The 13,213-nt window shown below is 69.3% G+C and carries 7 protein-coding genes, 3 pseudogenes and 1 riboswitch; of the genes and pseudogenes, 6 read left to right on the plus strand and 4 right to left on the minus strand.

Annotated features, from left to right (window positions below):
- Positions 1–2 precede the first annotated feature (2 nt).
- Both pulA and JHAT_RS02920 read left to right on the plus strand, forming a co-directional pair.
- On the plus strand, positions 3–5,306 hold the full coding sequence (pulA, locus tag JHAT_RS02915) for a pullulanase-type alpha-1,6-glucosidase (RefSeq protein ID WP_077796430.1): 5,304 nt from the start codon (positions 3–5) through the stop codon (positions 5,304–5,306).
- A gap of 461 nt (positions 5,307–5,767) precedes the next feature.
- The gene (locus tag JHAT_RS02920; RefSeq protein ID WP_171990714.1) at positions 5,768–6,058 is read left to right on the plus strand and encodes an alpha-amylase; all 291 of its coding nucleotides are present in this window, start codon (positions 5,768–5,770) and stop codon (positions 6,056–6,058) included.
- A 546-nt stretch (positions 6,059–6,604) separates the two neighbouring features.
- Here the strand turns inward: JHAT_RS02920 and JHAT_RS02925 are convergent.
- From JHAT_RS02925 to JHAT_RS35120, 3 genes and pseudogenes are all read right to left on the minus strand, one after another.
- Positions 6,605–8,224 carry an endo-1,4-beta-xylanase gene (locus tag JHAT_RS02925; protein ID WP_253195387.1) on the minus strand — a complete coding sequence of 540 codons (1,620 nt, stop codon included), beginning with the start codon at positions 8,222–8,224 and terminating at the stop codon, positions 6,605–6,607.
- A gap of 449 nt (positions 8,225–8,673) precedes the next feature.
- Positions 8,674–9,084 carry an FKBP-type peptidyl-prolyl cis-trans isomerase gene (locus tag JHAT_RS02930; protein ID WP_077796432.1) on the minus strand — a complete coding sequence of 137 codons (411 nt, stop codon included), beginning with the start codon at positions 9,082–9,084 and terminating at the stop codon, positions 8,674–8,676.
- 396 nt (positions 9,085–9,480) lie between these two features.
- Positions 9,481–9,693 (minus strand): annotated as a pseudogene (locus JHAT_RS35120) (integrase core domain-containing protein); the annotation flags it as partial.
- A gap of 898 nt (positions 9,694–10,591) precedes the next feature.
- Here JHAT_RS35120 and JHAT_RS02945 point away from each other — a divergent pair.
- From JHAT_RS02945 to JHAT_RS02960, 4 genes and pseudogenes are all read left to right on the plus strand, one after another.
- Positions 10,592–10,771 carry a hypothetical protein gene (locus JHAT_RS02945; protein WP_077796434.1) on the plus strand — a complete coding sequence of 60 codons (180 nt, stop codon included), beginning with the start codon at positions 10,592–10,594 and terminating at the stop codon, positions 10,769–10,771.
- Between the two features lie 129 nt (positions 10,772–10,900).
- Positions 10,901–11,262 (plus strand): annotated as a pseudogene (locus tag JHAT_RS02950) (hypothetical protein).
- Positions 11,259–11,483 (plus strand): annotated as a pseudogene (locus JHAT_RS02955) (hypothetical protein); the annotation flags it as partial. The pseudogenes JHAT_RS02950 and JHAT_RS02955, both read left to right, overlap by 4 nt.
- A gap of 64 nt (positions 11,484–11,547) precedes the next feature.
- A riboswitch (cobalamin riboswitch) is annotated at positions 11,548–11,672 on the plus strand.
- Positions 11,673–11,745: 73 nt separating this feature from the next.
- Positions 11,746–12,138 (plus strand): (2Fe-2S) ferredoxin domain-containing protein, encoded by a 393-nt coding sequence (locus tag JHAT_RS02960; protein ID WP_171990724.1) that lies wholly within the window; start codon positions 11,746–11,748, stop codon positions 12,136–12,138.
- A 285-nt stretch (positions 12,139–12,423) separates the two neighbouring features.
- On the opposite strand, the gene JHAT_RS02965 is transcribed toward JHAT_RS02960, so the two are convergent.
- On the minus strand, positions 12,424–13,212 hold the full coding sequence (locus JHAT_RS02965; RefSeq protein WP_077796436.1) for a TauD/TfdA family dioxygenase: 789 nt from the start codon (positions 13,210–13,212) through the stop codon (positions 12,424–12,426).
- Between the last annotated feature and the right edge of the window lies 1 nt (position 13,213).

The following is a 13,213-nucleotide window of genomic DNA, read 5'->3' on the forward strand; positions in this document are numbered from 1 at the left end:
CCATGGCCGCCGCGGTCGTCGTGGCCGCACTGCTCGCCACGGCGCTGGGCACACCCCAGCAGGCAGCCGCGGCACCGCGGCCTCCCGGTCCGCCGTCCGACGCCCGGCTCGTCGCCGAGCCGGCCCGCCACGACCTGACCCGGGAACAGGCGTACTTCCTGCTGCCCGACCGGTTCGCCAACGGATCCCGTGCCAACGACCGCGGAGGGCTCGGCGGCGACCGGACCGCGACGGGATTCGATCCGACGGACAAGGGCTTCTACCAGGGGGGTGACCTGAGGGGCCTGATCAAGAAGCTCGACTACATCAAGGGCCTGGGCACCACCGCGATCTGGATGGCGCCGATCTTCAAGAACAAGCCGGTGCAGGGCGGTGGCGAGTCCGCCGGCTACCACGGCTACTGGATCACCGACTTCACCCGGGTCGACCCGCACTTCGGCACCAACGCCGAACTCGCTGAACTCATCGACAAGGCCCACGCCAAGGGCATGAAGGTCTTCTTCGACGTCATCACCAACCACACCGCCGACACCGTCACGAACGTCGAGAAGACGTACGGCTACCGCTCCAAGGGCGCGTTCCCCTACCTGGACACCGAGGGCCGTCCCTTCGACGACAGCTCGCGGATGGGCAAGGTCGACCGGGACAGCTTCCCGTACACGCCCGTGGTGAACGAGGACGAGGCCGACGCGAAAGTCCCGGCGTGGCTGAACGACCCCACGATGTACCACAACCGGGGTGACTCGACGTTCGTCGGCGAGAGCGGCCTCTACGGCGACCACACCGGTCTCGACGACCTGTGGACCGAACGGCCCGAGGTGGTCGAGGGCCTGGAGAAGATCTACCAGAGGTGGGTCAGGGACTTCGACGTGGACGGCTTCCGCGTCGACACGGTTCGCAACGTCGACATGCCGTTCTGGACGCAGTGGGCGACCGCGATCGACGCCTACGCCGCGAAGAGGGGACGCGAGGACTTCTTCGTCTTCGGCGAGACCCTCTCCTCCGACCCGGCCGTCACGGCGCCCTACGTGACCGAGGGCCGGCTCGACGCCACGCTCGACTTCCCGCTGCAGAACGCCATCCGCGGCTACGCCTCCCAGGACAAGTCTGCGAGCACCCTCTCCGGCGTCCTGGCCCAGGACTACCGCTACACCACCGACAAGGCCAACGCCTACGAGCAGGTCACCTTCCTCGGCAACCACGACATGGGCCGCATCGGCAGTTTCGTCAGCCAGGACAACCCGGGCGCGGGCGATGCCGAGCTGCTGCGCCGGGACCGGTTCGCGCACGAGCTGATGTTCCTGTCGCGGGGCAATCCGGTGATCTACGCGGGTGACGAGCAGGGCTTCACCGGACCGGGCGGGGACAAGGGCGCCCGGCAGACGCTGTTCGCGTCGAAGGTCCCGGAGTATCTGGACGACGACCAGATCGGCACGGAGCGTACGCACGCCTCGGACGCGTACGACCCGGCGCATCCGTTGTACCGGTCGATCGCGAGGCTGTCGGAGCTGACGAAACGGCATCCGGCGTTGCGTGACGGTGTGCAGGAGGAGCGGTACGCGGACGACGGCCCGGGTGTGTACGCGTTCTCGCGCACGGATGCGAAACAGCGGGTCGAGTACGTCGTCGCGGTGAACAACGCGGCGAAGGCCCGGACGGTCGGGGTGCCGACGTACACGGCGGGGATGGACTTCCGCGGTGTGTACGGGTCGTCGGCGCGGGTGCGCAGCGGCGCGGACCGGAAGGTGCGGGTGGAGGTGCCGCCGCTGTCCGCGGTGGTGCTGAAGGCGGCCAGGCCGCTGGCCACTCCGGCCACCGGGCCGTCGGTGTCGGTGCGGGCTCCGGCGGCCGGTGCGACCGGTGACGTGGAGGTCTCCGCCGAGGTGGACGGCGGCGGGCTGAACCGGGTGGTGTTCGCCGCCCAGGTCGGCAACGGGCCCTGGCGCACTCTGGGTTCGGCCGACCACGCCCCGTACAGGGTGACCCAGCACCTGCCGGACACGGTGCGTGCCGGGACGCCGCTGCGCTACAAGGCCGTCGTCGTCGACCACGCGGGACGCACCGCGAGCGACACCGCCGCCACCACCGCCGGACAACCCCCCACCCCCGAGAAACCGAGCGCGGTGGACCGTCCCTACGCCGTGGTGCACTACCGGCGGACGGACGGCGACTACGACGGCTGGCAGCTCAAGTCGTCCGCGGGAACCGCGGACTTCACCGGCCGCGACGCCTACGGAGCCTTCGCCTGGGTGAAGCTGGACGACGGTGCCGGCGACGTGAGCTACACCGTCGAGAAGGACGGCGACGCGGACGGTCCGCGGCGCACGCTCGAGGCGGCGAAGACGGGTGAGGTCTGGATCGAGCAGGGCGAGGACGGACAGGCGGTGACCGCGCCCGAGGGCGTCTACCCGCCGCAGGACGAGAAGAAGGCCGTCCTGCACTACCACCGCGCCGACGGCGACTACGACGGCTGGGGCCTGCACACCTGGACCGGTGCGGCGAACCCGACGGACTGGTCGAAGCCGCTGCAGCCGGTCGGCAGGGACAGCTTCGGTGTAACCTTCGAGATACCCCTTGCCGACGGCGCCACGTCCCTCAGCTACATCATCCACAAGGGTGACGAGAAGGACATCGCCAGCGATCGGTCTCTGGACTTCGCCACCTACGGCAAGGACGTCTGGCTGATCGGCGGAACCGCCGACTACCTGCTGCCGACCGTGGGCTCGGCCCCCGACCTCGACCTGGGCGCCTCGAAGGCCCAGTGGATCGACGCGGACACGGTGGTGTGGAACGTCAAGGCCACCGACGCCACCAGCCAGCAGCTCGTGTACGCCCCCAAGGGCGACATCACCGTCAAGGACGGCGCTCTCTCCCACGAGGGGCACTGGCTGCGTCTGGTGCCGACAGCCCTCAGCGACGCCCAGAAGGCGAAGTTCCCCCACCTGAAGGACGGCACCGCCTGGTCCGTCGACCCGCGTGACCGGGACCGGGTGCGGGAGGCGCTGCGCGGCCAGCTCGTCGCCACGCAGCGGGCCGCCAACGGCGCGCTGCTCGCGGCGACGGGTGTCCAGATCCCCGGCGTGCTGGACGACCTCTACGGCGCGGCGCGCAAGGCCCGCCTCGGGCCCGTCTTCGACCACCGGGGCAGGCCCACCCTGTCCGTCTGGGCCCCGACCGCCAAGAGCGTGTCCCTCGAGCTGGACGGCCGGCGCGTACCCATGCGCCGGGACGGCGGCACGGGTGTCTGGTCGGTGACCGGATCCCGCGCCTGGAAGGGCAAGCCGTACCGGTACGCCGTCACGGTGTGGGCCCCGACGGTCCGCAGGACCGTCACCAACAAGGTCACCGACCCGTACTCCGTGGCACTGACGGCCGACTCCGCACACAGTCTCGTCGTCGATCTGAAGGACAGGTCCCTGGCGCCCGCGGGATGGTCCGGGCTGGACAAACCCCCGGCCGTTCCGCTCAAGGACGCGCAGATCCAGGAACTGCACGTACGTGACCACTCCGTGGAGGACTCGACCGTCCCGGCGGCTGAGCGGGGCACGTACACCGCCTTCACCGAGAAGAACTCGGCGGGCAGCAGGCACCTCCGTGCTCTGGCCGAGGCCGGCACCTCGTACGTGCACCTGCTCCCGGTCTTCGACTTCTCGACCGTTCCGGAGAAGGCCGCCGACCGGGCCGTCCCCGGATGCGACCTGGCCTCCTACCCGGCCGACTCCGACAAGCAGCAGGAGTGCGTGGCGAAGACGGCCGCCGAGGACGCCTACAACTGGGGCTACGACCCCTACCACTTCACCGTCCCCGAGGGCTCCTACTCCAGTGACCCGGACGGGACACGGCGCACGGTCGAGTTCCGCAGGATGGTCAAGGCGCTCAACGAGGACGGCCTGCGGGTCGTGATGGACGTGGTCTACAACCACACCGTCGCGAGCGGCCAGGCCGACGCCTCGGTCCTCGACAAGGTGGTGCCCGGCTACTACCACCGGCTGCTCGCCGACGGCTCGGTCGCCACTTCGACCTGCTGCGCCAACACGGCTCCCGAGAACGCCATGATGGGCAAGCTCGTCGTGGACTCGGTCGTCACCTGGGCCAAGGAGTACAAGGTCGACGGGTTCCGCTTCGACCTCATGGGCCACCACCCGAAGGCCAACATCCTCGCGGTCAGGAAGGCCCTCGACGAGCTGACCCTCGCCAAGGACGGCGTCGACGGCAAGAAGATCATCCTGTACGGGGAGGGCTGGAACTTCGGCGAGGTCGCCGACGACGCCCGCTTCGAGCAGGCCACGCAGGAGAACATGGCCGGCACCGGCGTCGCCACCTTCTCCGACCGGGCCCGCGACGCCGTGCGCGGCGGCTCCCCCTTCGACGCCGACCCCGACGTGCAGGGCTTCGCCTCCGGCCTGTACACCGACCCCAACTCCTCGAAGGACAACGGCACCGAGGCCGAGCAGAAGGCCCGCCTGCTGCACTACCAGGACCTGATCAAGGTGGGGCTGACGGGCAATCTCCGGCAGTACCGTTTCATCGACACCAGCGGCAAGGAGGTCACCGGCTCCCAGGTCGACTACAACGGCGCCCCCGCCGGATACGCCGCGGCCCCGGGCGACGCCCTCGCCTACGCCGACGCCCACGACAACGAGTCCCTGTTCGACGCCCTCGCCTACAAGCTGCCGGCGGGCACGTCCGCCGACGACCGGGCCCGCATGCAGGTCCTCGCCATGGCGACGGCCACCCTCTCGCAGGGCCCGGCGCTCTCCCAGGCGGGCACCGACCTGCTGCGTTCGAAATCCCTGGACCGCAACTCCTTCGAGAGTGGTGACTGGTTCAACGCGATCCACTGGAACTGCGCGGACGGCAACGGCTTCGGCCGCGGGCTGCCGTCGGCTGCCGACAACCAGGACAAGTGGACCTACGCGGCACCCCTGCTGACCTCGGTGAAGGTCGGCTGCCCGCAGATCACCGGCGCCTCGGCCGCGTACCGGGACCTGCTGAGGATCCGTACGACGGAGAAGACCTTCTCCCTCGACACGGCCGCGCAGGTGCAGTCGGCACTCTCCTTCCCGCTCTCCGGGAAGGACGAGACACCCGGCGTGATCACCATGAGACTGGGTGACCTGGTCGTGGTCTTCAACGCCACGCCCGACCGGCAGTCCCAGCGGCTGACGGAACCGGGCGGAGGCACCTACCGGCTGCATCCGGTGCAGGCCGCCGGTGCTGACCGCGTGGTCAGGACGGCCACCTACACGAAGAGCACCAGCACCTTCGAGGTGCCGGGCCGCACCGTGGCGGTCTTCACGCGCTGACAGGAAATGACCCACGAAGTGCCCGTACCGGGCTGCCGGTACGGGCACTTCCGTATGTGGGGCCGGGACCCGGAACGGGGGAGGGACGACAGTTTTCGGTCTTGTCGCGGCTGCCTCACTGAGCGCGGCCATGTGTTCGTTTATCGACGGCAACGCGGCCTGGTGGCAGGAGTAAGACATGCCGCTTTATCCGGCAGTAACCTTGCCGGCTTCGCGGGTTCATCCGTCCGGCTGTGTCCTGTCATCCTGCGGTGTGATGTCGGCTCTGGCCGCTGAGCTGCGTGTTCATGAGGAGCCGTGTCTCCTGGGTTCATTGAAACCGGCACCGCAAGTTGCTGGAACTTGCCGCAATGTTTTTCATGCCCCTGCCGGGCCCCCGTACTCTGAGGACGTCCGTTCAGTAAGTGAAGGGGAGCACTCTGATGAAGCGGTTTGTGCGTTCAACTTTCGTGACGTGCGCGATGGCTCTGGCCCTGGCAACGCCCGCCACGGTGGCCCACGCCGAGTCCCAGGAGAGTGCGGGGAACCAGACCCCCGCACCCGCGTGCCTGACGTACAGCCCGGGATGGCGCTACACGTTCGTGATCAACGACTGCTCGACCGCCCACAGGGTGAAGGTCCTGTACGGCGACGGAATGGACGTCCCCTGCCAGGAGGTGGCCCCGCGGAACTGGTTCACCTTCCCGGGCTACGGAACCGAGGGGAACACGATCGAGGGCATCGTCCTGTGCGACCACGCCGACGGTGCCTGACCGCGCGGTCGCACGGCGGAGCGGGCGTGCGCTCCCGGCCTGTCGGGAGCGCACGCTTTTTGCACTTGCTGCAGCGGCCCCGATCACTGGGCGCACTCCGCCGTGTGCGGACGGCAGTGAGCTCGCGACAGGGAGGGGACCTGCCACTTCCACCGGAGCGAACCTCGCTCGCCCTCCGGGCCGGCCCGGCCCCTGTGAGGGCACACCAGCCAGGTGTTGCCGGCCCAGGCCACTGAGCTGGAGTTCTTGGCGGCAGAAGTCGTTGTAAGCGTTACCGCAGTACCCCGCGACGAACCCGACGATCGGGTCGAGGTAGCGGAAGCCTTCCAGCTCACCGTCAAAGGGGTTGCGGAAGTCCTGCCGGAGGGTGGCGAAGTCCCGCTGTCCGCGCTTCCCCTGGAAGCCGTCGGGCAGCCGGCCCTCGAACTCCTCGGCGGAGGCGCTGAGGTAGGGACTGTTGATGAAGGCCCCGTCAAGCACCGCGCCCGACGTGATCGTGGATCATCTGATCCGCCGGCGGCACGTCGTTCGCGGTGTTCGCCGTACCTATCCAGCACCTGAGCGGAGAGCGTCGTCCAGGACGTCACGCAGTGCCCAGTAGGCGGGTTTCGCCTCGTACGCCGCGTCCCAGGGAAGAGCGTTTCCCGGACTCGGGGGATAGTGCCGCAGGTCGGCCGTGGAGCCGTACTTGTCGGTGAAACCCCAGGTCGAGAACGAGGTGCAGTTGGGTTCTTCGCCGCAGACTGCGAGTTTCCCCGCCAACTGGCGGGCCTGGATGTCCTCTTCGTCCTCGTCGACGAGGACGTCCGCCTCCGAGACCCGGGCCTTCAGGCCGAGCCCGGCCAAAGCCCGGACCTTGCGTCGGAGGACCTCGGGGTCGGTACGGTCGCCGACGGCGTATTCGTGGTCCTGGAAACCGACGCCATCGATCGGAACGCCCCGCTCCTTCAACCGGATCAGCAGCGCGTAGAGGGCGTCCCAGCGTGGACCGTCCTCCTCCACCCCGTACTCGTTGAGGTACAGCACCGCGTGCGGGTCGGCCTCGCGGGCAGCACGGAAGGCGATGTCGATGTACTGCTCACCCATCGCTTCGAACCACAACTGTGGCCGCACGCCCCGGTTGCCGTTGGAGTAGTCCTCATCCTCGTCGGACACGGGCTCGTTCACCACGTCCCATTCCGCCACCTTCCCCCGGAAGTGGCCCGCTACCGCGCGTATGTGCTCCACCATGACGCGCCTGCGTTGTTCGCGCGTCATCTCGGCACGCATCCATGCGGGCAGGGCTTCGAACCAGACGAGGGTGTGGCCGTGCACCTTCATCCTGTTGGCCTCGGCGAAGTCCACCAAGGTATCCCCTTCCGCGAACGCGAACACGCCGCGTCGAGGCTGGACGAACTGCGGCTTGAAGTCGTTCTCCGGCGTAAGCATGGAGAACTCCTCACCCGCCGTCCGCCGGTAGGCGCTGTCCGTCAGCAAGGGGCCCGCGGCCAGGGCGGTTCCCATACGGATCGGGCGTGGGAGAACCGCCGCCAGATCACGCATCGCATCGCTGGACCGGGGCGCTCGCAGGCCGGGCGCGTCCACGACGGACATCCGGCCCCGTCCCAGTGACCGCGCGTGGAGATCGCTGAGGGTCCAGCCCTTCCCGCGGGCTCCCGCATCCGCGCCGAACCAGATGCGGCCACTGCCGAAGACGTCCCGCGCGGGAACGGTTCCCACGACCCTGCCGTCGGCCTCCAGCACAAGCCTGTTCGCGCGGACTTCGACGGCGAGGCGGACTTCGAGCCCCAGGCCGCTCCCGAAGGTCCGGGTCAGCGCAGGTCTGTCGGAGCCCCCGTCCCAGCGGTCGATCCGGAGTCTCCCGCCGACCACGCCGATGCGCACGCCGCGCCGTTCGTAGCGCCATTCGTCGTAGATGACCGGCGTCTCACCGTACAGATGCAGGTAGGCACCCGTGTCATCCGTGCGCCGCAGGCCGGCTTCGATCCGGACATCCCCTCGGAACACCATGTGGGGACCGCGCAGGTTCACCGGTGGGTTCGGCTGTCCGCCGGTACCGTCCTGGCGTGTGATGCGCCGGTCGAGGGGTGTGACCCGTACCCCTGTGTGCGTGGGCTTCCCGCCGGCGAAGTGAGCCCAGTCCCTGCCGTTCAGGAGGTCCTCCACAGGTCCCCCCGCGGGCGCGGAGGTGCCGGCACGGTCCCCCGGGACACCAGCGACCAAGGCACACACAACCGCGATGGCAGCGCTCTTTCGAAACCGCATGAACAGCAGCACTCCGTATCCTCGGCCCGTCTTCCGACGGCATCGCCGCCCTCAGCCACACCGTCACCGAGCACCGCCCTCCCCAGCCGCGGCAAGAACGGTGCGCAACCGATCGCGCCGCCCCGCTGTGACTGATCGCCATTGTTTCAGGTGCGAGTGAGGGACCGTCGGCCGAGGACCGTTCGGGAACGACGGCCGGAGAGCGGTCGGTACGGTCGGCGAGTACGGGCTCCCCTCCCGGCAGATCGAAGAACTCAAGGTGTGGGCGCTGGAGCGGGCGGAGGATCTGGGTGCGCGGATCCATGACGAGAACGCCTGGGGCGAGGGCGCGGAAACAGGAACGGTCTGGGTCAGCGGGCGTTGCTCCAGCCGCCTGTGCCGGCGGAGTACGAGTCGAGCAGGTCCACCACGAAGACCAGGGTCGAGCCCGCCGGGATCAACGGCGAGGGCGACTGGTTGCCGTAGCCGAGACGCGGGGGAACGACGATCTCGCGCCGACCGCCGACCCTCATCCCCCTCAACCCCCGGTCCCAGCCCTTGATGACCCTGCCGCTGCCCAGGGCGAACTTGAAGGGCTGGTCACGGTCCCAGGAGGAGTCGAACTCCTTCCCGGTCTCGAAGGTCACCCCGACGTAGTGGACCCTGACCACCGTGCCCGGCTTCACCTCGGCCCCGTCCCCGACGATCAGGTCCCGGACGGTCAGTTCGGCAGGCGCAGCGCCCTTCGGGAGGTCGACCTCGGGCTTCGTCAGTTCACTCATCGCAGTTCCGTCACTCTCCGTCGCAGACCCTCGTGCGGGCCGGCCCGGCCCATGGACACTCCATGCGGCAGAGGATCACGCTAACGCGCATGCCGGTTTCCGGAGCGCACCGGATCAGCGGCCGCGCATGGCGGTCCGTCGCACGGCCGGCGCACGAACCCTCGCACACTCGGGCGGGACGCGGTGGCTCGGGTTGCACGGCAGCCGCCCGGGCGGGAAGCGGCGCAGAGGGTCAGGGCCGACGCGCGCCGTTCAGTCGACTGCGTCGAGTCGCGCCGCCGTCCGCAGGTCCCTGAACGACGAGATGACCTCGGTCACGCCGTGCCGCAGGGGCATCTCCGGCTGCCCGCCGAGCCAGGGTCTTTGAGAAGTGATCGGGCCTTGTCCCCGGGGAGTGGACACCTGTTCGTAGGCGATCGGTGCCTGGTGTCCGTTCGTCGAGTGTCGTCGGCGGGTGTTGTAGCGGGTGGTCCAGCGGAAAACCGTCAGGCGGCAGGCGAGGGCTCCGTCGAAGCGGCGGGCGCCACGGAGCGTTTCGTGTTTGAGGGTCGCGTTGAACGACTCGGCGAGAGCGTTGTCCGCGCTGGTGCCGACCGCGCCCGTGGACTGCTCAAGGCGTTCCGTGTCCTCATGTCCACGTTCGCGGTGGCTGATGCGCGACGCAGATGAATGGAGTGCCGAGGAGCTCGTCCTCACGCCTGGCGCGACTTGTCGTAGACGCCAACGCCCTCGGTGCGTCGAAGAGTGAATCATCGAGGATTTCTGAGTTCACTCGGGCGTAAGCCGGGAGCCTCCGTCGAATCGGTGATCGGCGGAGGTTCCCAGGTGTTCGACGGCAACGGTGACGGCAACGTCAGCGGACAACTGCTGTGGCGGGCGAGTCGTCAGGGCCGTCGTTGGTTGGGTTGAGGGCGATGCCGAGGGTGTCGATGGCTTGGCGTTGCAGGTGGAGTCGGACGTGGGCACAGGCGCCGGTTGCGACGCCGATGTGGGCGTGGCCGAGTCGCTCGTTCTCCACCCTTCCTGTTCCTGACGTTCCGTCAGGCAAGTCGGCATCTGATCAGCATCAGTCCCCGAACTGTCCGAGACGGCTACCCGGACAAGCGCCTGGTCCGCGGCGTCACCACAGCCTGCCTCGCACAGAAGCCCAGGCGGGAAGCCTGCTCGGTACGGTGCACGATGTTCTGCAAGGTCTTCGACCGGGAGGCGTGCCCGTGTACGGTGAAGACCGCCCTTGACCTGCACAAAGCAGGCAGGGAGCCGTCTTCCAGGAGCCCAAAGTGCTGCGTACTCCGTTCAAGTCCAAGATCTAGCATTTGGGTGTTTTTGCAGGTCAACGGCTTGATGGCCCCACTCAGGTCAGCAAACGGTCAGCATCGGGCGCGGGAGCGTCCCAGCTTGCTGCCCAGGTGGCCGCCATGACGGGGACCTGGACACAGGTGCCTGGCTCCCGCTTGGGACGTTCGCTGCGTTACTCGACAGCTCGTCCGCGGCATGCGCTGGCGCCATGGGCCTCGGCTTCGGCACCGTCGTCATCTCCGGTACCGAGACCGAAGCCGCAGCCGACTCCACTGAGGCGGCCCTCCGCGTGACCTACTGCGTCATGATCACCCGCGCCCGCGAGCGGGGCTGGTCCCGGGTCTGCAGGGCAGCCGGTTGCCGCGCCACCCGGGGCCTGCGCGGGTAGGCCATGATGTGCCAAGCGCCCACTGGGTGAGATGCCCGAGGGAGGGGCGGTCGGCCGCCCGACGCGTACGTACGACAGGGGAGCCCCGTATCCGCCATGCCGTCGCCTCCCGGCAGCGATACTGGATGCATGGACTCGACGATCACCGCGCCCCGCGCCGAGGTTCTGCGGGACCGCTACCGCAGCCGACTGCCCGAGCGCTTGCAGGAGCCGGCCGGCCCCGTCGAGGGCAACGTGGATCTGCCGCTCCACATCGTCTGGTCCGGGCGGACGAGCTACAGCCTGGACCGTCCGAAGTCCCGCATGACGCTCTACCGGACCGTCCTCGCCGAAGGATGCGCGAGGACCTGGTGACCCTCCTGCACCACCGGCTGCTCACCGAGCAGTGGCCCGTGCTGCGACGCTTGATCAGTCCCTACATCCGCGAGGTCTGGGAGGACGCTTTCCCCGAGCTGCTCCGCACGGCTCCGGCCGACACGACCGCCGCGTGAAGCTCACTCCGCTCCACGAGCGTCTCCTCGCCGACATCCTCGACATCGGCTCCCCCTACCCTCTGGTCCTCACCGGCGGATACGCCGTGCAGGCCCACGGCCTGGTCGAACGCTCCAGCCGCGACCTCGACGTCGCCACAGAGAACCCCGCTCCGATGCAGGAGATCGTCGCCTCACTCACAGCAGGCCTCAGCGCGCGCGGATGGCGGACCACGCACGTCCAGCCCGAATGATCCGGGCCGCTGGCTGATGCGATGATGTCCGGCGACAGGGCGACGACGGTCCGAGGAAGCCGGTGCGAATCCGGCGTGGTCCCGCCACTGTGATCGGTGAGCGAACCCCGCACGACGCCACTGCCCCGTGAGGGCGGGAAGGCCGGGGCGAGCTGTGACCCGAGAGCCAGGAGACTCACGTCGTCGCCTCCTCGAAGGAACCGGGGCGGATCTCCCCGGAGGAGAGGGGTGTTTCGGCGTGTCCGAGACCATGAGCGACGAGGCGCACGGCGCCGACGCACCGGCGCGACGGGCCGGCGGTGTGCCCTGCCGGGTCGTCGTGTGCCGGGACTGCTGCTGCGGCACCGCGAAGGTGACCGGCGTCGACCACGCCGCACAGACCGCACGCCTGCGCGCGGAGGCTCCCGTACGCGTCTCAGCGTGCCTGGACGTGTGCGAACAGGCCAACGTGATCGTCGTGCAGCCTTCCTCCGCCGGGCGGGCGGCGGGAGCCCGGCCGGTATGGCTCGGGCTGGTCAACGACCCGGACGCGGCGGAGGACATCGCCGCCTGGGTACGGGCGGGCGGCCCCGGTGTCGCGCCCTGCCCGGAGATCCTCGACCTGTACACCTTCACCCCGCCCCGCCGCCGGACCGCTTCCTGAAGGGCGGCGACCGCCGCACTCACAAGGTCTGCCGCACTCACAAGGGCTGCGGGACGAGGTCGCGGGCGGGATGGCCCGGAGGTCAGGCCGAGCGCGATCACCGCGAGGACGATCTGGTTCGCGAGGCCGAACAGGGTGCCCATGTGGGCGCGCCGTCTGGTGACCTGGTTTCCCGTCATTTGACGTTCGGATCCCGGAGGCCGGGCGGCTGAAAGGGATGGCCTTCTTGCGCAGTTGACGAACCTGGGGTCAGCTCGGGCTCGCCGTCGGGCTGGTCGTGGCCGCTCAGCTCGCGTCGGAGCTGCGCGCGGTGAGGATGCGGACGGTGCGTTCGCCGGTGTGTCCGTCGCGGCCGTGCCAGCAGCGGTAGTTGTCGAGGACCAGGATGTCGCCCTCGTCGAGCCGAAAGCGAGGGAGGGACGGTTCGATGTCGTGCACGGCTTCGGTCAGGCGGGAGAGCTGGGCGCGGATGTGTTCGCTGTCGGGGTCGCGGTGGATCGGCACCGCTCCGTCCGTGCGGCGTACGACGCGGCGTCCGGTACGGGTGAACTCGACGTGTCGTCCGATCCTGGGGGTGGCCGGCAGTCCGCGCAGGTCCGCCCAGGCGCCGTACAGGTCGACGTCGATGCCGGTGAGGAAGGTGTGCAGGGCGGGGTCGGTGACGGCGAGGATGTCGACGAACGCGTAGGCGTCCAGCGCGAAGGAGTCGCCTCCCTCGGATGCCGGCCGCGCGCACTGGACGAGGACGTGGTCCTCGTCCGGGTGGCGCCTGCGGTGGGGGACTCCGCCGATGTCGACGACGATGTCGAGGCTGTCGGCGTGCAGGTGGACGGGGTTGCCCGGATGCGAGGTGCGGACCCGCTGCGGGTACAGCTCGCGGAGCCGGTCGCCGATGACCTGGGCAGCGGCGACCACCAGGGCGTCGGGCGTGTTCTCGTGGCCGGTGAGGATCACGGCCCCGTCGCGGGCGAGCACTTCGCGGGCCGTGCCGACGTTCGCGTGCGGGACGCGACTGGGGGTGATGCCCGGACCGGAGGTGGAGCGCGGGCGGTGGGTCTGAGCGGATGTGTGCATG

Origin of the sequence: Streptomyces sp. JHA26 (genome assembly GCF_002005565.1) — a bacterium.
In the GTDB taxonomy this organism is placed as follows: domain Bacteria; phylum Actinomycetota; class Actinomycetes; order Streptomycetales; family Streptomycetaceae; genus Streptomyces.

Bases quoted from the DNA above. Each gene is read 5' to 3' on its own strand.
- pulA (WP_077796430.1), top strand. From the start codon at position 3: ATGGCCGCCGCGGTCGTCGTGGCCGCACTGCTCGCCACGGCGCTGGGC.
- JHAT_RS02920 (WP_171990714.1), top strand. From the start codon at position 5,768: ATGGCTCTGGCCCTGGCAACGCCCGCCACGGTGGCCCACGCCGAGTCC.
- JHAT_RS02930 (WP_077796432.1), bottom strand. From the start codon at position 9,084: ATGAGTGAACTGACGAAGCCCGAGGTCGACCTCCCGAAGGGCGCTGCG.
- JHAT_RS02945 (WP_077796434.1), top strand. From the start codon at position 10,592: ATGGGCCTCGGCTTCGGCACCGTCGTCATCTCCGGTACCGAGACCGAA.
- JHAT_RS02960 (WP_171990724.1), top strand. From the start codon at position 11,746: ATGAGCGACGAGGCGCACGGCGCCGACGCACCGGCGCGACGGGCCGGC.
- JHAT_RS02965 (WP_077796436.1), bottom strand. From the start codon at position 13,212: ATGCACACATCCGCTCAGACCCACCGCCCGCGCTCCACCTCCGGTCCG.